This window comes from Streptomyces sp. RLA012, assembly GCF_056270325.1.
Window position 1 is genome coordinate 8148266 of sequence record NZ_JBWDPA010000002.1, and the last position, 22093, is coordinate 8170358.

Sequence of the window (22093 nt, forward strand, 5' to 3'; positions counted from 1 at the left end):
CCAACACCTAGTCCACGTACGCGGGAGACACCGCCGCCGTGCTGATGCGGCGCGGCCTTCCCGTGCCGTCGGACGGGACGGTGTAGAGGTCGGCTCCGTAGTCGCCGGGGAGGGCGTAGACGATCGTACGGTCGTCGCGCCAGACCGCCTGGTCGTCGACGCTGCGGGGTTCGGCGAGAGGGGTTTCGCGCATCGTGCGGAGGTCGAGGACGTACAGGTGCCAGGGGGCGTCCTTCGGGAGGCCCCCGACCCGCTTCTTGTAGGCGACGCGCGTGCCGTCGGGGGAGAGGGACGGGCATTCGACGTTCGGGTGGAGGGTGGTGAGGGTGCGGGCGCGGAGGTCGCCCCGGACCAGGTAGGTCCTGCCCTTCGTCGCCAGCGTCGCGTAGAACGTGCGGTCGTCGGCCGCGAACGTCACGCCCCAGAAGTTGACGTCCGCCGAGTGGTACGTCCTGCCGTCCTTGACGACGCGGAACGCCTCCAGGGACGGGGTCAGCCGGCCCGTCCGGGTGTCCACGATCGCCGCCCGCGTCGAGAAGTTCGTACCCGCGTACGAGTCGCCGCCGACGAAGGCCGTCCAGGCGGCGTACCGGCCGCTGGGGGAGACCCGGGCGCGCGACGGGATGCCGGGGACGTCGTAGCGGGCCGTCTCGTGGAGGCGGGCGTCGAGGATGACGGCGCGGTAGGTGTCCTGGACCGGGCCGTGCACCGACTGGAGGCAGACGCCGGTGCCGGCCGCGGCGTAGAAGCGCAGGCACTTCACCCTGGAGGCGGTCCTCGGGCCCGACGGGGCCGATGCCGGGACCGTCGTCAGTTCGTCGCGGTGCGGGCCCCAGGCCATGTTGCGGAAGATCATGCGGCCCCCGGCCGTGAGGGAGACCTTGCCCGCAGTGATCCTCGGGCCGCCCGGCTGGGTCTCGTTCTTGCGGTCCGCGCGGGCCGAGGCGTGCAGGACGGAGGCCGTGGCCACGCCCGCCAGGACGACCAGCGCCGAGATCAGGACCAGGATGCGGGTACGGAGGGTCATGCGAGGCCTTCTGAAGGGGGTGAAGGGGTGGGGCGACGGAGAGTGAGGGCGAACAGGGCGCACAGCGCCAGCGCCACCGTCGACGCCGTGAGCGCCGTACGGTCGCCCCACGCCGTCCACGCCGCGCCGAAGCCGAGCGAGCAGACGAAACGGGCCAGCGCCTGGCCGGTCTGGACGAGGGCCAGTCCGGACGAGCGCAGTTCCTCGGGCACGCTCTCCGAGGCCACGGCCATCAGGACGCCGTCCGTCGCCGCGTAGAAACCGCCGTGCAGGAGCAGGACGGCGTACGGCAGCGCCGTTCCGTGCCAGGAGGTGAGGAGCAGGGCGTACGCGAGGAGCAGGGCGCCGTGGCCGGCCAGGAAGATCCGCCAGCGGCCGATCCGGTCCGCCAGGCGGCCGAGCGGAACGGCCAGCAGGAGGAACGCGGCCGCCGTTCCCAGAGGCAGCAGCGCGAACCAGCGGTCCGGTACGCCCAGGCGTCGCTGGAGAAGGAGGAAGACGAAGGAGTCGCTGATCGTGGCCAGGCCCAGGAGGAGCGCGCAGAGGGTGACGCGGCGCAGATCGGGGCGGGCGAGGAGGGCGAGCGCCGCGCGGAGGGTGGGGCGCGGTGCGGCCTCCCCGGCCTCGCCAGCCTTTCCGGGGGTTTCCTTCCGTGCGGTGCCCGCCGCTTTCGTGCGCGCACCGCCCGGTACGAACAGCACCAGGACGAGTACGCCCACCACCGCCACGCAGAAGCTCACCATGAACACGGCGTCATAGCCGTCCACCGTCGCCCGGAGGATCAGGAAGGCGACCAGGGGGCCGAGCAGCGCGCCCGTCGTGTCCATGGCGCGGTGGACGCCGAAGGCGCGGCCCCGGGTCTGCGGTGTGCTCGACAGGGAGATCAGCGCGTCGCGCGGGGCCGTGCGCAGGCCCTTGCCCGTGCGGTCGGCGGCCAGGACCAGGCCGATGGGGGTCAGGGAGTGGGCCAGCAGGAGCAGGGGTTTGCAGGCCGCCGAGAGGGCGTAGCCGAAGCCCGCCACCCACTTGTGGCGGCCGCCGCCGCGGTCGGCCAGATGGCCCCCGATCAGCCGTACGAGTGCCGAGAAGCCGTTGTAGACGCCGTCCAGGAGGCCGAAGCCCAGCGGCGACAGGCCGAGGCCCGTCACCAGGTACAGGGGCAGGATCGCCGTGACCATCTCCGACGACACGTCGGTGATCAGGCTGACCGTGCCGAGCGCCAGCACCGTGGGCGCGACCGCGGCACGGCGCCGCCCGGCAACAGGCCGGACGGCGCCTTCCGCGGACGCCGCACTCGTGGAGGCGCGGCTGTCCGCCACGTACATCTCAGGACGTCCAGATGCCGGTGATGTCCTTGGCGGAGGCGGCGTTGCCCGCGTGCGAGGACAGGCCGTGCATGTCCTCCAGGGTGCGCAGCAGGTCGTAGTGGTTGTAGGTGGTCGCACTGGTCGATCCGGCCGTCACCTGCTGGCCGTACAGCACGGTCGGGATCTTGTTGCCGCTGAGCCGGTTGTCCTCGTCGAAGGTGACGACGAGCAGGCTGTTGTGGGTCTTGGCCCAGGTCGCGTACGCGCTCAGGTTGTTCTTCAGCCAGGTGTCACCGGTCGACACCGAGCAGTCGTGCATGTCGCTGCACAGGTTGGGGACCACGAAGGAGACCTGCGGGAGCGTCGTGTAGTCCGTCGGGAACTGGGTGAACGTCTTCGCGGTCGACGTCGGTACGTTGCTGAAGCCGAACCACGGGTTGTGCTTGCGCGCGTAGGTGCCGCTGCTGCACGTCGTGGAGCCCTGGCTGGGCAGCGTCTCGTTGTAGCTTCCCCAGGTCTTGCCCGCGGCGATCAGCTCGGAGGCGAGGTTCGCGGCGGAGGAGAAGCCGGGCGTGTAGCAGCTGTCGTCCGTGATCCCCTGGGTGGAGCCGGAGAACAGGGCGAAGTAGTTGGGCTGGCTCGGGTGCGTCTCGGCGTACGACTGGGTGAGGTTGGCGCCGCCGGTCCTGAGCGAGTTGATGTACGGGGCGCTGGAGGAGGCGATCACCTGACTGTAGGCGTGGTTCTCGAAGACCACGACGACCACGTGGTCCGGGGTCGGGACCCCGGCCGCGGCATGTGCGGTCGACGAGCCGCCGAGGCCCGTCCACAGGCCCACCGCGGCAGCGGTGAAGGCGAGGGCGGACGCCACGACGGTACGACTGCGGCGGTACACGGTTCTGCCGGACACTTCGACCTCCGGTGGGGGGAAGGCTGCGGTGGCGGTGCGGACAGAGCATGCACACGCCAACATTCCCCTGTCTCACGCCCCCCAACCGGCGGGGTGAAGACCTGATGAACTGCTCGCCTCTCCGCTGTCTGCCGACCGGCCGCTCCCGCGGAAGCCGACTCCGGCACGGGGCGCCATCGTGGGGACCAGGGTTAGGCTCGGGCTCGTACGACCTTGATCCGGACCGGTCGTGCGACCTGATCCGACGGGAGGGCCCAGGATGATGACGCCGGGGCGCAGAAGCAGTACCTTCACGCGGCTGCTGCGGCACGGCTTCACCGATCCGTCGGCCGCCGAGCGGCTCCTCGACGGCGCGGAACTCGCGCCCGTACGGTCCGATCCGGTGCTCCTGGACGCGCTCGGCGCGACCGCCGACCCGGACCTGGCGCTGCACGGCCTCGTCCGGCTCGTCGAGGCCCAGGACGGCCACATCGCCGAGCGGGAACTGCTCGACACGCTGATCGCGGCCAAGCCGCTGCGCGACCGGCTGCTCGGTGTGCTCGGCGCCTCCGCCGCGCTCGCCGACCACCTCGCCCGGCACCCGAGCGACTGGCAGGCGCTCGTGACCTACGAGCCACAGGACCTGCACCCCGGGGTGGCGGAGTTCGAGCGGGGTCTCGCGGAAGCGACGGACCCCGTTTCGCTGCGCGTCGCCTACCGGCGCTGCCTGCTGTCCATCGCCGCCCGCGATGTGTGCGGCACCACCGATCTCGCCCAGACCGCCGCCGAACTCGCCGACCTCGCCACGGCGACCCTGCGCGCCGCGCTCGCCATCGCGCGCGGCGCCGCGCCCGACGACGCCGCGCAGTGCCGGCTCGCCGTCGTCGCGATGGGGAAGTGCGGGGGGCACGAGCTGAATTACGTGTCCGACGTCGACGTCATCTTCGTGGGCGAGGCCGTGGAGGGGGCCGACGAGCGCAAAGCCCTGCAGGCCGCCACCCGGCTCGCCTCCCACATGATGCGGATCTGCTCCGAGACGACCGTCGAGGGCAGCATCTGGCCCGTCGACGCCAATCTGCGGCCGGAGGGGCGCAACGGGCCGCTGGTGCGGACGCTCAGCAGCCATCTCGCCTACTACCAGCGGTGGGCCAAGACCTGGGAGTTCCAGGCACTGCTGAAGGCGCGGCCCGTGGCCGGGGACCTCACGCTCGGTGAGGAGTACGTGGCCACGCTGGCGCCCCTGGTGTGGCACGCCGCCGAGCGGGAGAACTTCGTCGCGGATGTGCAGAAGATGCGGCGCCGCGTGATCGAGAACATTCCCGTCGCCGAGATCGAGCGGGAGCTGAAGCTCGGGCCCGGGGGCCTGCGCGACGTCGAATTCGCCGTCCAGCTGCTGCAGCTGGTGCACGGGCGGGCCGACACGTCCCTGCGGAGCGGGACCACACTCGACGCGTTGAAGGCGCTCGCGGCGGGCGGATACGTCGGGCGCGCCGACGCCGTGCAGCTCGACGACGCGTATCGGTTCCTGCGGTCCATGGAGCACCGGATACAGCTCTATCGGCTGCGGCGGACCCATCTGGTGCCGGAGGGCGAGGCCGATCTGCGGCGGATCGGGCGCTCGCTCGGGCTCCGGGCCGACCCCGTCGTCGAGTTGAACCGTGAGTGGAAGCGGCACGCGGCGGTCGTACGGCGGTTGCACGAGAAGTTGTTCTACCGGCCGCTGCTGGACGCCGTGGCCCAACTCGCGCCCGGCGAGAGCCGGTTGAGTCCGGACGCGGCGCGGGAGCGGCTCGTCGCGCTCGGGTACGCCGATCCGGCGGCGGCGCTGCGGCATCTGGAGGCCCTGGCCTCCGGGGTTTCACGGAAGGCGGCCATCCAACGGACCTTGCTGCCCGTTCTGCTGGGCTGGTTCGCGGACTCCGCCGACCCCGACGCCGGGCTGCTGAACTTCCGCAAGGTGTCCGACGCCTTGGGCAAGACCCCCTGGTATCTACGGCTGTTGAGAGACGAAGGAGCCGCGGCCGAGAACCTCGCGCGCGTGCTGTCCGCCGGGCGGCTCGCTCCCGACCTGTTGATGCGCGCCCCGGAAGCCGTGGCACTGCTGGGCGGCGGCGACGGGGGCGGGCTCGAACCGCGAAGCCGTGTCCCTCTGGAGCAGGAGATCCTCTCCGCGGTCGGGCGGGCCGCGGGCGGTGAGCAGGCGGTGACCGCCGCCCGTGGAGTGCGCCGGCGGGAGCTGTTCCGTACGGCCGCGGCGGACATCGTCGCCTCGTACGGCACCGAGGAGACACCGGCCGTCGCCGACCAGGGCGCGCTGGTCGACCAGGTGGGCGGGGCCATTTCCGACCTCACCGCGGCGACGCTGGCGGGGACCTTGCGGGCCGTGGTGCGGGCGGGGTGGGGGGACACGTTGCCCACGCGGTTCGCCGTCATCGGGATGGGGCGGTTCGGGGGGCACGAGCTCGGTTACGGGTCCGACGCGGATGTGTTGTTCGTGCACGAGCCCCGGGAGGGCGTGGACGAACAGGAGGCCTCGCGGGCCGCGAACGCCGTCGTCTCCGAGATGCGGCGGCTGCTCCAGGTGCCGAGTGCCGATCCGCCGTTGTTGATCGATGCCGATCTGCGGCCCGAGGGGAAGTCGGGGCCGCTGGTGCGGACGCTGAACTCGTACGAGGCGTACTACCGGCGATGGTCGTTGGTGTGGGAGTCGCAGGCCCTGCTGCGGGCCGAGGTGGTCGCGGGGGACGAGGACCTGGGGCGGAGATTCATTGAGCTGATCGACCCCTTGCGGTATCCCGCGGAAGGGCTGGGTGACGATGCCGTACGGGAGATCCGGCGGCTGAAGGCCCGGATGGAGACCGAGCGGATGCCCCGCGGGGCCGATCCGACGCTGCACACCAAGCTGGGACGGGGCGGGCTGTCCGACGTGGAGTGGACGGCGCAGTTGTTCCAGCTGCGGCACGGGTGGGTGGAGCCGGGGCTGCGGACGACCCGGACTCGGGAGGCGCTGGCCGCGGCGTGTGCGGCGGGACTCGTCTCCGGGGAGGACGCGGCCATCCTGGACGAGGCGTGGGTGCTGGCCACGCGGGTGCGCAACGCCGTGATGCTGGTGCGGGGGCGGGCCGGGGACACGTTTCCCTCCGACGGGCGTGAACTGGCCGCGGTGGGGCGGTACCTGGGGTACGGGCCCGGTCATGTGGGCGACATGCTGGAGGACTATCGGCGTACTACGCGGCGGGCTCGGGCCGTGGTGGAGGAGTTGTTCTACGGGGCGTGAGCCAGGGCCTGCGGCGGTGGATGCGGGTTCGCCTGCGGTCGGGGTGCCTTCGGCTTCGCCTTGCGCCGGTGGGGGTGTCGGGGCCGTGCCGGTACGTCGAGTCCGTCGCCGCCGGATCAGACGTGAGGCGGGAGAAGGAGCCGCTGCCAGATCCGGACGTACGCGACGGGCTTTCGACGTACCGGCACGGCCCCTTCCGTGCGTGGGCGGCCTCGGGAGGCCGACATTCCGGTCAGGGCGCTCATGTTTTCTGCAGGGATCCGGCGTGGGTCAGGAAGCCCTCCAGGGCCAGGTCGAACGCTCGGTCCGCGCGGCCCTCGCCCACCGCTTCCAGGGCCGCGGCCAGGCGCGGTGTCGTCGTCTCGGCCGGGAGTTCCCTCGTACCGGGAGCGGCGGGCCCGGCTGGGCGAACCGCTGTCCGCGATGGCGGCCACGGGGCTGACCGGAGCCCATGCGATGGACCGGGGGGATCTGGAACCGGTCGGGGCCGTCGCCGCGGAGGGCGTGCTGCCGGTGCGGCTGCGGTTCGCGCCCTGGTGCATGCCGGGCGCCGGCCGGGAGACCCTGGACGGGCTCGTCGCGCTCCACTGGAGGGTCGGCGGGGTGAAGTTTCATGGACGGGACCGTGGAGGGCGGCACGGCGTGGCGGGAGCACGCGGACTGCCACGGGCAGGGCACCGAGGTGTTCTGGCCCGACCCCGAGGCGTACGCCGCCGCCGTACGGCATCTGCATGCCGCCGGGGTCCGGACGGCCACGCACGCCATCGGGGACGCGGCCGTACGGCATGTGCTCGACACGGTGGAGGGGCTCGGGGCCTCAGGCCTCCGCGGGCACCAGGGTCGCGCCGCGCGTCCCCGGCACCCAGCGGGGCAGGTGGTAGGGCAGGGAGCCGTACCAGAGGCGGGCGACCGTGAAGCCGAAGGCCAGGCAGAGCATGCCGCCGACCGCGTCCAGCCAGAAGTGGTTGGCGGTGGAGACGATGACGATCAGGGTGGCCGTCGGGTACAGCAGGCCCAGCACACGGACCCACGGCACCGAGGCCAGGGCGAAGATGGTCAGACCGCACCACAGCGACCAGCCGATGTGCATCGACGGCATCGCGGCGTACTGGTTCGACATGTGCTTGAGGTCGCCGGAGGCCATCGAGCCCCAGGTCTGGTGGACGACCACCGTGTCGATGAAGTCGCCGCCGTTCATCAGACGGGGCGGGGCGAGCGGAAAGAAGTAGTAGCCGAGCAGCGCCACCACCGTTGTGGCGAAGAGCGCCAGACGCGCCGCCGCGTAGCGGCCGGGATGGCTGCGGTAGAGCCACACCAGGACACCGAGTGTCACGATGAAGTGCAGCGTCGCGTAGTAGTAGTTCATGCCGACGATCAGCCATGTCACCGAGTTCACGGCGTGGTTGACCGACTGCTCGACGGCCATCCCGAGGTGGTGCTCCATACGCCAGAGCCAGTCGGCGTTGCGGAGCGCCTCGTGCTTCTGCTCGGGCACCGCGTTGCGGATCAGCGAGTAGGTCCAGTAACTCACCGCGATGAGCAGGACCTCGAACCAGAGGCGGGGGCGACGTGGTGTCCGCAACCGGCGCAGGAAGGCCTTCCCGGCGTTCTCCTCCGCGACGGGGCGTGGAGCGGCCCTGTCCTGGCCTTCCAGTGTCGTCACGGTTGTCTCACCCATAGGCACAAAGTCTGCCAGAAAAGCGTTCCGCGACCGATCATCCCCTGGTTGGGTCCTGGCCGCACGTTCTACGTCGGGAGGAGTCGTACGAGTAACGTAGTCACTCCTCCTCAGGGACGATTTCGGTCCCCAGGGGCCGAAGCGGTCGAACCGCGCACCACCAGCTCCGGCATGAACACGAACTCGCTGTGCGGCGCCGGAGTTCCACCGATCTCCTCCAGCAACGTCCGCACCGCCGCCTGGCCCATGGCCGGCACCGGCTTGCGGATCGTCGTCAGGGGCGGATCGGTGAAGGCGATCAGCGGGGAGTCGTCGAAACCCACGACCGATATGTCCGTCGGGACCTCCAGGCCGCGCTGCCGTGCCGCCCTTATCGCGCCGAGCGCCATCATGTCGCTCGCACAGACCACCGCCGTGCACGCGCGGTCGATGAGGGCGGTGGCCGCGGCCTGACCGCCCTCCAGGGTGTACAGCGAGTGCTGGACCAGTCGCTCCTCGATGTCGGCGGGGCTCAGCCCCAACAGCTCCTGCATCGTGCGCACGAAGCCCTCGATCTTGCGCTGCACGGGCACGAAACGCTTCGGCCCCAGGGCGAGACCGATGTTCGTGTGCCCGAGCGAGACGAGGTGGGTCACGGCCAGCGCCATCGCCGCGCGGTCGTCGGGCGAGATGAAGGGCGCCTGGACCTTCGGCGAGAATCCGTCGACCAGGACGAACGGGACGCCCTGGGCACGCAGCTGCTCGTAGCGCTGCATGTCCGCGGAGGTGTCGGCGTGCAGGCCGGAGACGAAGATGATGCCCGCGACACCGCGGTCCACCAGCATCTCCGTCAGCTCGTCCTCGGTGGAGCCGCCCGGTGTCTGGGTGGCCAGGACCGGGGTGTAGCCCTGGCGGGTCAGGGCCTGGCCGATGACTTGCGCCAGGGCCGGGAATATCGGGTTCTCCAGCTCCGGGGTGATCAGGCCGACCAGGCCCTCGCTGCGCTGCCGCAGCCGGACCGGGCGCTCGTAGCCCAGGACGTCGAGTGCGGCCAGAACGGACTGGCGGGTGGTCGCGGCGACGCCCGGCTTCCCGTTCAGGACGCGGCTGACAGTCGCCTCACTGACCCCCGCCTGGGCTGCGATGTCGGCAAGCCGTGTGGTCACAGGATTGGACTGTACCGGTCGCATGTCAGGCTGCCCACCAGACCGTTGAATCCGCGGGCAGTTCGGTCGTTTCGGCACCCGGCTCGACGTCCGCGCTGGCGAGCAGCAGGGCGCCGGGAGTGGTGAGGGGGATCGGCGTCGCGGTGAGGTTCACCGTGCAGACGAAGGAGCCCTCGGCGGTGTCCCGGCGGAAGGCGAGGACCCCGTCGGGCGTCGGCAGCCAGGTCACCTGGCGGCCCGCGCCGAGTGCCGGGTGGTCGCGGCGCACGGCGAGCGCGCTGCGGTAGAACTCCAGCGTCGAGGTGGGGTCGCCCTCCTGCGCCTCGACCGTGAGGGTCTTCCAGGAGGCCGGCTGCGGCAGCCAGCTCGGGCCGCCCTCGACCGGGCCGAAGCCGAACGGCGGGACCTCGCCGGACCACGGCAGCGGCACCCGGCAGCCGTCGCGGGTGCCGTCCTGGCCCGCGCTGCGGAAGAACGCCGGGTCCTGGCGGACCTCGTCGGGCAGGTCGACGACCTCGGGCAGCCCGAGCTCCTCGCCCTGGTAGAGGTACGCCGAGCCGGGCAGCGCCAGCATGAGCAGGGTCGCCGCCCGGGCCCGGCGCAGACCGCGCGCCTCGTCCCCTTCCGCGAGACGCGTGGAGTGCCGCACCACGTCGTGGTTGGAGAGCACCCAGGTCGCGGGCGCGTGCACGGCGTTCATGGCGCCGAGCGAGCGGTCGATGACCTCGCGCAGGTCCGCCGCGTTCCAACCGGTGGTCAGGTAGGAGAAGTTGAAGGCCTGGTGCAGCTCGTCCGGGCGCAGGTACAGCGCGCTGCGCTCGACGGTCGGCGTCCAGGCCTCGGCGACGGCAATGCGTTCGCCCGTGTACTCGTCGAGGATCCGCCGCCAGCTGCGGTAGATCTCGTGCACGCCGTCCTGGTCGAAGTACGGCACGGCCTCGGTGCCCAGCAGCCTGACCTGCTCGTCGTGGCCGATGTCGGGCAGGCCCGCCGCCTTGACCAGGCCGTGCGCCACGTCGATGCGGAAGCCGTCGATGCCGAGGTCCAGCCAGAAGCGCAGGATGGAGCGGAACTCGTCGTGGACCGCCGGGTGGTCCCAGTTGAAGTCGGGCTGCTCGGGCGCGAACAGGTGGAGGTACCACTCGCCGTCCGCGACCCGGGTCCAGGCCGGGCCGCCGAAGATGGACTCCCAGTCGTTCGGCGGCAGTGCGCCGCCGACGCCCTTGCCGGGACGGAAGTGGAAGCGCTCCCGGACCGGCGAGCCGGGCCCCTCCCGCAGCGCCTGCTTGAACCACTCGTGCTGGTCCGAGCAGTGGTTGGGCACCAGGTCGACGATCACCCGCAGACCGAGCCCATGTGCGTCCCGTACGAGATCGTCGGCGTCCGTGAGGTTGCCGAACATCGGGTCGACGGCCCGGTAGTCGGCCACGTCGTAGCCCGCGTCCGCCTGCGGGGAGGCGTAGAAGGGGGACAGCCACACCGCGTCCACGCCGAGGTCCTTGAGGTGGGGGAGCCGGGCCCGGACGCCGGGCAGGTCGCCCATGCCGTCGCCGTTGCCGTCCGCGAAGCTGCGCGGATAGACCTGGTAGATGACCGCGTCGCGCCACCACTCCCGGCGCCCGGAGGCGGCGGAGGAGGCGTCGGTGGGGAGTGCGTCGGTGACGTGCTGGGTCATGGATTCCCTTAGGGGTGCGGGGGGAACGACGGAAGCGCTTGCGAAGTACGGGGGATGCCGGCGGGGCCTCAGCCGGCTGTCATGCCTGTCATGCCTGTCACGCCTGTCATGCCTTCGTGCCGCCGGCCGTCAGCCCGGAGACCAGGCTGCGCTGCACCAGCATGAAGACGAGGGCCGCCGGAATGGTGATGATGATCGCCGTGGCCGAGGTCCACGCCCAGTCGGGCCGCTGCTCCTGCGCGAAGGTGCGGATGCCGACGGCGAGCGTGTAGTGGTCGGACTGCATGAACTGCGTGGCGTAGGCGACCTCGCCCCAGGCGGTGAGGAAGCTGTAGAACGCGGTCACGGCGAGTCCCGGCTTGGCCAGCGGCACGATCAGCCGCCAGAACGTGCCGAACGGGGTGAGCCCGTCGACCCGGCCGGCCTCGTCTATCTCCTTGGGGATCGTGTCGAAGTACCCCTTCATCATCCAGGCGCAGAACGGCACCGCCGTCGTCGCGTACGCCAGGATCAGACCGAGGTAGTTGTCCAGGAGGTTCAGTTCGGACATAAGGAGATATAGCGGCACGATCAGCACGATACTGGGGAACATCTGGGTGACCAGGAACGTCCACATCAGCTGCCTGCTGCCCGGGAACCTCATCCGGGACACCGCGTAACCGGCGGTTGCCGCCAGGAACACGCCGAGCACGGTGGTGCCACCCGCCACGATCACCGTATTCAGGAACCATTTCGGCAGATCCGTCTGCGACAGCACATCGGTGTAGTTGTGCAGGCTCAGGTTCGAGAACACCTTGCCGGGCTCCTGCCAGGCGTTCTTCGGGCCGAGCGAGATGAAGAGGATCCACACCACCGGGAAGGCCGCGATCACCGTGGCCAGGATCAGCGTGCCGTGCAGGGCGATGGACGAGCCGATGCCGCGGTGCTCGCGGCCGCGCGCCTTGCGGGGGGTGGCCACGGCGGACCGGCCGGCGGGGGCGGTCGCGGCGGTCTCGTGGATTGCTGCGGTCATGGCGAGGGCTCCTTACGCCTGCTCGGACTTCAGGGTGTTGCGGCGGTAGAAGGTCGAGAAGGCCAGCAGGAGCGCGAGAATGATGATTCCGTACGTCGCCGCGCCCGCGTAGTCCGAGATGCCGGTGAACGCCTTGCGGAAGGCGAAGGTGACAAGGATGTCGGCGTCGCCGCTCGTGTTGTTGCCGAGCAGCAGATAGATGACGTTGAACATGTTGAACGTCCAGATGCAGCCGAGCAGGATCACCGTGTTCGACACCGGGCGCAGACCGGGCAGCGTCACGTTGACGAAGCGCTGCCAGGGGGAGGCGCCGTCCATCTCGGCGGCCTCGTACAGCTCCCTGGGGATGGACTGGAGTCCGCCGAGCACCGCGACCATGTTGAAGGGGATGCCGATCCAGACGTTCACCATGATCACGGCGACCTTCTGGCCGAGCGAGGTGCCCAGCCAGTCCTGGGCGGGCAGGCCGAAGGCGGTGATGATCTCGTTGAAGACGCCGTACTGCGAGTTGAGCATCAGCCGCCAGGAGAAGACGCCGATGAACGACGGGACCGCCCAGGGGAGGATCAGCATCGCGCGGTAGAAGCCGCGGAAGCGGACCTTGCGGTTGAGGAGCACCGCGAGGCCCATGCCGATGCCGACCTGGAAGGTCACACAGGACACCGTCCAGATCACCGTCCACGCCAGCCGCGGATAGAAGTCGCTGTCCGCGCCCGACAGCACGTGCCAGTAGTTGTCGAGGCCGACGAACCTGTACGTGGCCGGGCGGTGGAAGGCGCCGATGGTGGACGCCACGTTCGACTCGTTGGCGTCGGTGAGCGACTGGTAGACGCCGTACCCGAGCGGGTACAGGACGAGGACGGCCAGGACGATGGCGACCGGGGTCACCATGGCCCAGGCGTACCAGTACTTGTCCCAGGACCGCCGGAGCGCCGAAACGCGTGGGGGGCGCGCGGCGTTTCTGCCGGGCGCCGGGTGGTCGGTCTTCTCGGTGCTCGCTGCGGTCGTCATCCTCATCGGCTCTTTCGCGGCGGAAGTCTGGGGGGAGCGTGCACGGCTCCTGGTCGGAGTCGAGCGGCGCCTGGCGGGGAGTTCGGACGGCTCCCGACGGGAGCTTCGTACGGCTCCTGGTGGTTCTCGGAAGGATCCGCAGCCCCGGGGAGCCCCGTTCGGGGCGGCAGCGGGGAAAGTGTTCCCCGGGGCTGCGCGTTCTTCGGTTACCGGTCAGGTCGGCCGGGGCCGCCGGATCAGCCGATGGAGTAGCCGGGCAGGAGCTTCTGGAACTCCTTGGCGGTGGTGTCGAGACCGGCCTTGACGTCCTCGCCGCCCTGCAGGATCTTCACGTAGTTCTGCGCGAGCGGCGTGAAGAGCGAGCCGACCTGCGGCAGCGCGACGCGCGGGCGGGCGGTCTGCTCCAGGATCGGCTTGAAGCCGGCGATCTTGGCGTCCGCGGTGACCTCGGACGTGTACGCGGAGGTGCGGGTCGGCAGCGTGCCGGTGCCCTTGGCGATCTCGATCTGGCTGTCGGTCGAGGTCATGAACTGGGTGAAGAGGTACCCGGCGTCCAGGTTCTTGGAGCCCTGGTAGACGGCGAGGTTGTGACCGCCGGTCGGGGCCTGCGCCTTGCCGCCGGTGCCGGCCGGGACGGGCGCGTAGCCGAGGTTGGCCTCCTTGCCCTTGAAGGCGCTGCCGGTCAGGTCGTCGCTGACCGACCAGGGGCCCTGGACCAGCATGGCGACCTTGCCGGTCTTGAAGGCCGTCTGCATGTTCTGGTATGCGTTCGCGAAGTCGATCTTCATCGACGCCTCGTCCTGGATCTTCTTCGCCGTGGTGATCGCGGTGACGGCGTTGGCGTCGGAGATGGTGATCTTCTTGGCCGAGGTGTCGGCCATGTCCGCGTTGTTGCTGTAGAGCAGCGGGAGCAGGAAGTAGGAGTCGGGGTTGAGGTAGGTGCCGTACGCCCCGGTCTTCTTCTTGATGGTCTTCGAGTCGGCGATGAACTCGTCCCAGGTGGTCGGCGGCTGGGCGATGCCGGCCTTCTTCAGGAGGTCCTTGTTGTAGAGCAGACCGAGGGTGTCGGTGACCGAGGGGACGCCGTACGTCTTGCCGTTGTACTTGGCGGTGTTCAGCGGTCCCGAGCTGAAGTCCGAGGTGTCCTTCAGCGCGATCGTGCCGTCGAGCGGGGCGATGTAACCGAGCGAGGCGTACTCGGCCATCAGGCCGACGTCGGTGCGGACGACGTCCGGGGCGCCCTTGCCGCTCTTCGCCGCCGACTTGAACTTCTGCTCGACGTCGCCGAACGGGACGCTCTGGTAGTTCACCTTGATCTTCGGGTACGCGGCCTCGAACTTCTCGATGAGCGCCTTGTACGTCGGGGCTTCGGTCGCCGCGTCCGATGTGTCCCAGTACGTGATCGTCCCGGAAATGTCCTTGACGGCCTTGGGCTTGCTCGACGAGTTGCCGTCGGAACCACCGCAGGCGGTCGCGGTGAGCGCGATGACGGTCACCGCGGCGGCGATCGATATGCCACGTCGCATATGAACTCCTAGAAGAGGGTTTGCCCTGATCTTCCCTTGGGAGGACCGCGGGTACCGTCTGTCCCATCGACGGCCGCCGGGCTGGGGAGGAAGCTAACAGGGCTGCAAGTCCTTGCGAAAGACGTTGCAAGGAAATTTCCGCAAGATCCTTCAAGCGTGACGTTCCCGTTACCGCCAGGTGTCGCAAAGGGGCCACAAAGGGGAAAGCGCCGTATCGGGTATGTCCGATACGGCACTTTCGGTACGGGCTTCCGCGCGGCCTTCCGTACGGTTCGCGGAGGCCCCTCAGCAGCTGGTCTTGCCCGCGTAGAGCGCCAGCGCCGTGTTCGCGCCCAGGGTCGCGGTGAACTGTCCGGAGCTGTTCACCGTCACGCCGGTGTTGTTCTGGACGTTGCAGTACGTCCCCGCCGCGAGGGATGTCTGGTAGGTCCGGGTCAGCGAGCCCGACTCGTGGTTGATGGCCACGTACCCCTTGCTGCCGCGGCCGAAGGCGATCGCGTCGTTGCCGTCGTCCCACCAGTCGGTGACCGACTGGCCGCGGGTGGCGTTGCGGAAGGCGACCATCGACTTGATCTCCGGCCAGGCGTGCTGGCACTTCCAGCCGTCCTGCCAGCAGGTGTTGACCGTGCCGCCGTTGGGCGGGCCGGCGTCCACGTCCGACCACTCGTAGCCGGAGTTGATGTCCGGGGCGCCGTACGGGTGGGCGAGCATGAAGACGTTGGCGAGGGTGTAGTTCGCCCCGTCCTTGTAGTTCAGGGTGGACCCGTTGCGCTCGGTGTCGTGGTTGTCGACGAACACGCCCGCGACGGAGCTGCTCATATAGCCCCAGCCCTCGCCGTAGTTCTTCAGATAGGCGAGGTTCTCGTTGTTGAAGACCCGCTTGAGGTCGTAGGCGTACCGGAACTCCTGCACGTCGCCGTTGCCGGTGTACTCGGTCGGCTGGACCGCCTCCCCGGCGCCGTAGATGACCTCCTGTTTCCAGTACACCGACGGATTGGTCAGCCGCGACTTGATGTTGGCGAGGTCGGCCGCCGGGATGTGCTTGGCCGCGTCGATGCGGAAGCCGTCCACGCCGTACCCGAGCAGGCTGTTCATGTAGCCGGCGATGGTCCCGCGGACGTACTCCTCGCCGGTGTCGAGGTCGGCGAGCCCGACGAGCTCGCAGTTCTGGACGTTGGTGCGGTTGGTGTAGTCGCCGATCGTCGCCGTGCAGTCGTCCATGTCGTACGAGGAGTACAGGCCCGGGTAGTCGTACTTCGTGTACGAAGAGCCGCCGGTACCGGTGCCGGAACCCGCCGACATGTGGTTGACGACCGTGTCCGCCACGACCTTCACGCCGGCCGCGTGACAGGTGTTGATCATGTTCTGGAAGGCGGTCGCGTCACCGAGCCGCCCGGCGATCCTGTAACTCACGGGCTGGTACGAGGTCCACCACTGCGAGCCCTGTATGTGCTCGGCGGGTGGCGAGACCTGGACGTAGCCGTAGCCGGCCGGGCCCAGCGTGTTGGTGCATTCCCTGGCTACCGAGTCGAACTTCCACTCGAACAGAACGGCGGTGACGTCCTTCGTGCCCGGCGGGGAAGCCGCCGCGACACCCGGGGGGAGGGTCACCGAGACCGCCAGGCCCGCCGCGAGGGCGAACGAGGCGGCAAGTGTTTTCCCTGCCACGTTTCTTGCGATGTTTCTCGCCATGTGGGTGCTCCTGCACTTCGTCGTGCGGGTGGGGGGATCGGAAGTTATCCGTTGGTTCGGGTTTCAGCAAGATGTCGAAAGAACTTCCAACGCGTGTATTGACGGGGCCCCTTGACCGCGCCCACTCTCGCACCGCGGTCAACTTGCTTCCCCAGCAGTCCAGTTGGCCGCATCCCCGCACCTCCGTCCCCCGCAAGGAGTTGCCGTCATGCGCTGGATCAGATCCCGAGCGTTACCTCTGGCCGCGGCCGGATTGCTGGCCCTCGGCGGGGCCGCCGTTCTGCCCGCCCCGGCCGCCCACGCCGCCGTCTCCGACACCGGCATCCCCAACGGCGACGTGATCGCCAACCTGTGGGAGTGGAACTGGAAGTCGGTCGCCTCCGAGTGCACCGACGTCCTCGATCCGGCGGGCTACGGGGCGGTCCAGGTCGCCCCGCCCGCGGAGTCGTTGAAGCAGGCGAACTACTACTGGTGGGACGTCTACCAGCCCTACGCCTACAACCTGAACAGCCGCTTCGGCACCGCGGCCCAGTTCAAGACCATGGTCGACACGTGTCACGCGGCCGGCATCAAGGTCTACACGGACGCCGTGATCAACCACACCGCCGCCCAGACCGGCATCGGCTACAACGGCACGGTCGTCACCAACAAGTACGACACCCCCGACTACGACCCCGCCGACAGCGACGACTGCACGAAGACCATCTCCAACTGGTCCGACCGGTACGAGGTCCAGCACTGCGAACTGCTCGGCCTGCCCGACCTGGACACCGCGGAGAGCGGCGTCCGCGCGAAGATCATCGGCTTCCTCAACCAGCAGATCGACCTGGGTGTCGACGGCTTCCGTGTCGACGCGGCCAAGCACATCGACGCCGCCGACCTGAGCGCCGTCGTCGCCGGACTGCACACCACGACCTCGGGCGCGGCGCCGTACATCACCCAGGAGATCTACCCCGGCACCCCGCCCGCGCAGGACGAGTACTACGGCACCGGTGACGTCCTCGACTTCACCTTCGCCGCGCAGACGAAGTCCCAGTTCCAGGGCGACATCGCCAACCTGTCCAGTTTCGGCAGTAGTTGGGGCCTCACGGCCGAGGTGAACTCCAACACCTTCGTCACCAACCACGATACCGAGCGCAACGGGTACTCGCTCAGCTACAAGGACGGCGACACCGCGGTCCTCGCCAACGTCTTCCAGTTGGCGCGCGGTTACGGGCGCCCGTCCGTCTACTCCGGTTGGATCTTCAGCCAGAGCGACGAGGCCCCGCCGAACTCCGCCGGTTTCGTCACCGACACCAACTGCGCGAGCGGCTGGTACTGCCTCGACCGCAACACCGCGGTCTCCGGCATGATCGGCTGGCACAACGCGGCGAGCGGCTACGCGGTCGCCAACTGGCAGTCCCCGTCCTCGAACGTCATCGGCTTCGGCAGGGGTGGCGCGGGCTTCGTCGCCATCAACAACAGCTCAGGCGCCAGCACGTACACGTACACGACGGGCCTGGCCGACGGCAGCTACCCGAACGTGATCGACGGTGGCGCGACCACCGTCACGGTCACGGGCGGCAGGGCCTCCCTGACCGTGCCCGCGAAGTCGGCGGTCGCCTTCTACGACCCGAACTACATCTGCACGGTGAACTGCGGCGGAGACAGCGGGGGTGGTGGTTCCACCAGCGTCACCGCGACCTTCAACGAGTACGCGTCGACCACCACCGGCACCGATGTGTACGTGGTCGGTTCGGTCGCCGCGCTGGGCAGCTGGAACACGGCGAACGCGGTGAAGCTGTCGTCGTCGGGCTACCCCGTCTGGAAGGCCGACGTCTCGGTGCCGGCGAGCACGAGCATCGAATACAAGTTCATCAAGCGAGATTCGTCCGGGAACGTCACCTGGGAGTCCAACGCCAACAGGACACTCACCACCGGTACTTCGACGGTCGAGGTCAACAACTCCTGGAACGTGGCCAGTGCCGACGCCACAGACGTGACCTTCGGAGTGAACGCCACCACCGACTACGGCACCAACGTGTACGTCGTCGGCTCCATCCCCTCCCTCGGCTCCTGGAACACCGCCGACGCCATCCCGCTGTCCTCGGCGTCGTACCCGTACTGGGGCCGGCTGGTCATCGTGCCCAAGTCGACGTCGTTCGCGTACAAGTACGTCAAGAAGGACTCCTCCGGAAACGTGACGTGGGAGTCCGGCAGCAACCGTTCCTACAGCACCGGTTCGGGAGCGGGCTACAGCGTCAGCGACACCTGGCGCTGAAAGTTCTTGCTCAGAGTTTCAAGACTCTTGCTGTAAGCCTTGCGTGGGCGATACCGTCGCGCCGGTCGCCCGGCATCGAGGCCGTGTCTCGGCGTGAAGCCGGTCCAGACGAGCTGTTCGAGCCGTGGCCGTATTGAGCCGTATTCACTAGGAGTTCACACCTGTGGCCCTGATACCGAGATGGCCGGCGCCCGGGGCGCGCCGCCGCACCCCGCCCCAGCGAAGAATCGCGGCCGTCGCCGTCGCGGCCCTCGCGGCAGCGTTCCTTCAGCCGATCGCGGCGCGAGCGGAGACCCCGCCCGCGCCGCCCTCGGACGCGAAGCTCGCCGCCGCGCCGGCCCGGCACGACGACACGCGCGAGCAGTTCTACTTCGTGATGCCGGATCGTTTCGCCAACGGCGACACGTCCAACGACCGGGGCGGGCTGACCGGTTCGCGCCTCGCCACCGGCTACGACCCCTACCACTACGCGGTTCCGCGGGGCTCGTACGCGACCGACCCGGACGGCACCGGCCGGGTCGAGTTCCGGGAGATGGTCAAGTCGCTGAACGGGGACGGTCTGCGGGTCGTCATGGACGTCGTCTACAACCACACCGCGGCCAGCGGCCAGGCGGACACGAGCGTGCTCGACCGGGTCGTGCCCGGCTACTACCAGCGGCTGCTCGCCGACGGGTCCGTCGCCACCTCTACCCTCACCTGCTGCGCCAACACGGCCACCGGGGTGGCTGTTTCGCTGCCGGTAAGCACGTCGTTGACTTCCGTCTGACCCACCATCGAGGCCAGCGTCCCCTCCAGAACCCCGGTGATCCGCATCTCAGGCAGTTCGCGGTCTTCCACCGGGGTTCCCTCGTACTCGCCCAGGGCCGCAATGACGCGCTCCAGGAGGTCCGTCTTCATCCACTTGAGCCAGATGGCGCGTAGAGACATCTCCTGCCCGTAGGAGGCTGGGAGTTGCTTCCAGCGCAGGTTCTCGCGGACCTTGTGGAAGCCCGCATCCATGACCAGCCGCAGGGACACCTTGCGGTTCTTCGGCGACAGCTCCGAAATGGTGGTCGACAGCATCGCCCACTGCTCATTCGTCAGCGTGTCCGGCACCAGCTTCTCGTTGTCCCGGAAGAACGCCTCGATCTTGCACGGGTGAGCCAGGCGCACGTTCTTCGGGTCGGCGGTGATCTGGATCTGGAGGTCGAGCATTGCGATCACCTGCGCCTGAATGTGCGGGGCGAGGTGCATTAGCTGGTCCGGGGAAACCTCGGCCAGCGACACAATCTGTGTGCGCCGGTCCAGCGCGGCCTCCAGCTCCGAAAGCAGCGTCTGTGCCACGGTGCGCTGCGACTGGAGTTCCTTCGTCTGGCGGTCGAATTCGTCCTGGGCGGCCTTCACCACCTGGGGGTCAATTCCCATCGTGGCGTACTGCACGAGCTGCGTGGTGCGGATACGTTCGATCTCCGCCAGCTTCTTGTCCAGCTCCGTGATGCGCGAGCGGTAGTCGTCGCCGTTGACGGGCAGCGTGCCGATCCAGTCATCGGCGGCCTTTTCCAGCATCGCGCGGTCACTGAGGATTCCGACGACACCGTCCCAGACGTAGTTCTCGATCAGCTCGGCGCGGATGGCCTTGCAGCCCTTGTTGCTCTTCGTCTCTCCGTGGCCCTCGCATTCGTACATCCACGTTCCCGTGATGAACCGGCGACGGCCCCGGTAGTGGCCTTTGCAGGTGCCCGTGATGCGGCCCGTGAGGATGTACAGGTGCTCGCGGTTTCCGGCGGGGCGGGTGCGGGTGGAGAAGTACTCGCGCAGGTTGTGACGGATTGTCTGGGGGAGGATCGCGGGCAGCGGGATCTTCTGGGTGGGGCCGAGCTTCGGCCGGCCGTCGGGGCCGATGCGGACGGGGGTGCCCTTGTTGACCTCGACGTTTCGAAAGGTCACGTACTCGTCGAGGATGCCGAGGATCCGTAGCTTGAGGTTGGCGCCGGTCCACGGCACGCCGCTGCGGGTGAGGTAGCCGTCGGTGTTGAGCACCTGGGCGGCACGATTGGGGGAGTAGCCCTTGATGAGGAGGTAGTCGACGGCCTTGAGTAGGACCTTGACCTCGGGCTGGCAGGGGACGATGCGGGAGCGGCCGCGCGAGCCTCGGCCTTCGAGGGTGTAGCCGTAGGGCGGGGTGCCGCAGACCCAGCCGCCTGCCTTGGCCTTGGCGTTGAGGCCGCCGACGGTGCGCTCGCAGATGGCGTTCCACTCGGCCTGGGCCATGGCGATGAACATGGACAGGGCGAACTTGCCGTTCGACGTGGTGGTGTCGATGTTCTGGGTCAGGGAGATGGTGGCGACGCCTGCCTCCTCCAGCATCCAGAACCAGGGAATGAGGACGCGCTGGGAGCGGCCGATGCGGTCGATGGCCGTGACGAGGACGACGTCAACGAAGCCGCTGCGGATGTCTTCACGCAGGGCGTTGAGGTCTGGGCGGCTGGACTTGGTGCCGGAGATTCCGGGGTCGCGGTAGACCTTGAAGAGGGTGAGGTAGGGGTTGTTGTCGATATGCGCCAGGCCCTCTTCCTCCTGGCATTCCATGCTGTAGCCGAGCATCTGCTCCTTGGTGGAGACGCGGGCGTACAGAGCTACGCGCTTCACCAGGGACTCGATGCGGGACATCTGGAAGGACGGGGGCGCAGTAAGCTGCGGCATGTCGATCCCTTCACGATCGGCCAGTACGACCCCGGCAGCCGCCTCAGAAACTGCTGCCGGGGTCGTCGCATTTTGGGCGATCTTAACTTCCGATGTACCAGGCCGTCAGGCGACCCGGATGCGAAGGCCGTTGAGTGCGACGGTCTCGGTGTCGGGGGAGCAAAGGATCCCCAGGAGCCTGCGGTAGTCGACGGGGTTGGCTGGGCCGGTGCGGATCTCCCAGGTGATCTTCGGGGTGAGTGTGGTGTGCGGCCGGGTGGCCGTGGCCACCACCGGCGCCGCCGACCGGGCACGGATGCAGGTGCTGGCCATGGCGACGGCCACCCTCTCGCAGGGGCCCTCGCTCTCCCAGGCGGGCTCCGACCTGCTGCGCTCCAAGTCCCTGGACCGCAACTCGTTCGACAGCGGCGACTGGTTCAACGCCATCCACTGGGACTGCCGGGACGGCAACGGCTTCTGCCGCGGGCTGCCGATGGCGGCCGACAACGCATCCAAGTGGCCGTACGCCACACCCCTGTTGAGCACCGTCGAGGTGGGGTGCCCGCAGATCGAGGGCAGTTCGGCGGCGTACCAGGACCTGCAGCGGATCCGTACGACCGAGAGCGTCTTCTCCCTGTCCACGGCCGGACAGGTGCAGTCGAAACTCTCCTTCCCGCTGTCCGGCAAGGACGAGACCCCCGGAGTGATCACGATGGAGCTCGGCGACCTCGTCGTCGTCCTCAACGCGACCCCCGAGGCGCAGGAGCAGACGGTCGGCGCCCTGGCCGGGACGGCGTACGCGCTGCACCCGGTGCAGGCGAGCGGCGCGGACCCCGTCGTCAAGTCCTCCTCGTACGCAGCGAGGACGGGCACGTTCGCCGTTCCGGGACGCACGGTGGCGGTGTTCTCCCGGACCTCCTGAAAGGGCATTAC

At 69.1% G+C, this 22093-nt stretch carries 14 protein-coding genes and 3 pseudogenes; 5 read left to right on the forward strand and 12 right to left on the reverse strand.

What is annotated here, in order from left to right; genetic code table 11:
- Positions 1-7: 7 nt before the first annotated feature.
- The 3 genes from RV986_RS37400 to RV986_RS37410 are packed head-to-tail and all read right to left on the reverse strand — an operon-like array spanning position 8 to position 3244.
- Positions 8-1027, reverse strand: coding sequence for a TolB family protein (locus tag RV986_RS37400; RefSeq protein ID WP_475921606.1), 1020 nt, complete (start codon positions 1025-1027; stop codon positions 8-10).
- Positions 1024-2352 carry an MFS transporter gene (locus RV986_RS37405; protein WP_475921607.1) on the reverse strand — a complete coding sequence of 443 codons (1329 nt, stop codon included), beginning with the start codon at positions 2350-2352 and terminating at the stop codon, positions 1024-1026. The genes RV986_RS37400 and RV986_RS37405 overlap by 4 nt, the downstream gene beginning before the upstream one ends.
- A gap of 1 nt (position 2353) precedes the next feature.
- Positions 2354-3244, reverse strand: a complete 891-nt coding sequence (locus tag RV986_RS37410; protein WP_475921608.1) for an alkaline phosphatase family protein — start codon at positions 3242-3244, stop codon at positions 2354-2356.
- A gap of 259 nt (positions 3245-3503) precedes the next feature.
- Here RV986_RS37410 and RV986_RS37415 point away from each other — a divergent pair, with 259 nt between their 5' ends.
- Positions 3504-6500, forward strand: a complete 2997-nt coding sequence (locus RV986_RS37415) for a bifunctional [glutamine synthetase] adenylyltransferase/[glutamine synthetase]-adenylyl-L-tyrosine phosphorylase (protein ID WP_475921609.1) — start codon at positions 3504-3506, stop codon at positions 6498-6500.
- Between the two features lie 375 nt (positions 6501-6875).
- Positions 6876-7338: pseudogene (locus tag RV986_RS37420) on the forward strand (amidohydrolase family protein); the annotation flags it as partial.
- Here RV986_RS37420 and RV986_RS37425 read toward each other — a convergent pair.
- From RV986_RS37425 to RV986_RS37455, 7 genes are all read right to left on the reverse strand, one after another.
- On the reverse strand, positions 7318-8178 hold the full coding sequence (locus RV986_RS37425; protein WP_475921610.1) for a phosphatase PAP2 family protein: 861 nt from the start codon (positions 8176-8178) through the stop codon (positions 7318-7320). The pseudogene RV986_RS37420 and the gene RV986_RS37425 sit on opposite strands and share 21 nt — an antisense overlap.
- Positions 8179-8288: 110 nt before the next feature.
- Complete coding sequence (locus tag RV986_RS37430; protein ID WP_475921611.1) at positions 8289-9323, reverse strand: LacI family DNA-binding transcriptional regulator; 1035 nt, start codon at positions 9321-9323, stop codon at positions 8289-8291.
- A gap of 25 nt (positions 9324-9348) precedes the next feature.
- Positions 9349-10998, reverse strand: coding sequence for a glycoside hydrolase family 13 protein (locus RV986_RS37435; protein WP_475921612.1), 1650 nt, complete (start codon positions 10996-10998; stop codon positions 9349-9351).
- Positions 10999-11104: 106 nt separating this feature from the next.
- The gene (locus RV986_RS37440; protein WP_475921613.1) at positions 11105-12010 is read right to left on the reverse strand and encodes a sugar ABC transporter permease; all 906 of its coding nucleotides are present in this window, start codon (positions 12008-12010) and stop codon (positions 11105-11107) included.
- Positions 12011-12022: 12 nt separating this feature from the next.
- Positions 12023-13027 (reverse strand): carbohydrate ABC transporter permease, encoded by a 1005-nt coding sequence (locus RV986_RS37445; protein ID WP_475921614.1) that lies wholly within the window; start codon positions 13025-13027, stop codon positions 12023-12025.
- A 230-nt stretch (positions 13028-13257) separates the two neighbouring features.
- Entirely contained in the window at positions 13258-14547 is a 1290-nt protein-coding gene (locus tag RV986_RS37450) for an extracellular solute-binding protein (protein ID WP_475921615.1), read from the reverse strand.
- A gap of 285 nt (positions 14548-14832) precedes the next feature.
- Positions 14833-16215, reverse strand: a complete 1383-nt coding sequence (locus tag RV986_RS37455) for an alpha-amylase (RefSeq protein WP_475921616.1) — start codon at positions 16213-16215, stop codon at positions 14833-14835.
- A 232-nt stretch (positions 16216-16447) separates the two neighbouring features.
- Here RV986_RS37455 and RV986_RS37460 point away from each other — a divergent pair, with 232 nt between their 5' ends.
- On the forward strand, positions 16448-18499 hold the full coding sequence (locus RV986_RS37460; protein WP_475921617.1) for a carbohydrate-binding module family 20 domain-containing protein: 2052 nt from the start codon (positions 16448-16450) through the stop codon (positions 18497-18499).
- A 169-nt stretch (positions 18500-18668) separates the two neighbouring features.
- Positions 18669-19217, forward strand: a pseudogene (locus tag RV986_RS37465) (hypothetical protein); the annotation flags it as partial.
- Here the strand turns inward: RV986_RS37465 and RV986_RS37470 are convergent.
- Complete coding sequence (locus tag RV986_RS37470; RefSeq protein WP_475921618.1) at positions 19148-21181, reverse strand: recombinase family protein; 2034 nt, start codon at positions 21179-21181, stop codon at positions 19148-19150. The pseudogene RV986_RS37465 and the gene RV986_RS37470 overlap by 70 nt on opposite strands.
- 105 nt (positions 21182-21286) lie before the next feature.
- Positions 21287-21493 carry a hypothetical protein gene (locus RV986_RS37475; RefSeq protein ID WP_475924747.1) on the reverse strand — a complete coding sequence of 69 codons (207 nt, stop codon included), beginning with the start codon at positions 21491-21493 and terminating at the stop codon, positions 21287-21289.
- Here RV986_RS37475 and RV986_RS37480 point away from each other — a divergent pair.
- Positions 21450-22082, forward strand: a pseudogene (locus RV986_RS37480) (alpha-1,6-glucosidase domain-containing protein); the annotation flags it as partial. The gene RV986_RS37475 and the pseudogene RV986_RS37480 sit on opposite strands and share 44 nt — an antisense overlap.
- Between the last annotated feature and the right edge of the window lie 11 nt (positions 22083-22093).

Coding starts and splice junctions, on each gene's coding strand:
- RV986_RS37400 (WP_475921606.1), bottom strand. CDS start 1,027: ATGACCCTCCGTACCCGCATCCTGGTCCTGATCTCGGCGCTGGTCGTC.
- RV986_RS37405 (WP_475921607.1), bottom strand. CDS start 2,352: ATGTACGTGGCGGACAGCCGCGCCTCCACGAGTGCGGCGTCCGCGGAA.
- RV986_RS37415 (WP_475921609.1), top strand. CDS start 3,504: ATGATGACGCCGGGGCGCAGAAGCAGTACCTTCACGCGGCTGCTGCGG.
- RV986_RS37425 (WP_475921610.1), bottom strand. CDS start 8,178: ATGGGTGAGACAACCGTGACGACACTGGAAGGCCAGGACAGGGCCGCT.
- RV986_RS37435 (WP_475921612.1), bottom strand. CDS start 10,998: ATGACCCAGCACGTCACCGACGCACTCCCCACCGACGCCTCCTCCGCC.
- RV986_RS37440 (WP_475921613.1), bottom strand. CDS start 12,010: ATGACCGCAGCAATCCACGAGACCGCCGCGACCGCCCCCGCCGGCCGG.
- RV986_RS37445 (WP_475921614.1), bottom strand. CDS start 13,027: ATGAGGATGACGACCGCAGCGAGCACCGAGAAGACCGACCACCCGGCG.
- RV986_RS37450 (WP_475921615.1), bottom strand. CDS start 14,547: ATGCGACGTGGCATATCGATCGCCGCCGCGGTGACCGTCATCGCGCTC.
- RV986_RS37460 (WP_475921617.1), top strand. CDS start 16,448: ATGCGCTGGATCAGATCCCGAGCGTTACCTCTGGCCGCGGCCGGATTG.
- RV986_RS37470 (WP_475921618.1), bottom strand. CDS start 21,181: ATGCCGCAGCTTACTGCGCCCCCGTCCTTCCAGATGTCCCGCATCGAG.
- RV986_RS37475 (WP_475924747.1), bottom strand. CDS start 21,493: ATGGCCAGCACCTGCATCCGTGCCCGGTCGGCGGCGCCGGTGGTGGCC.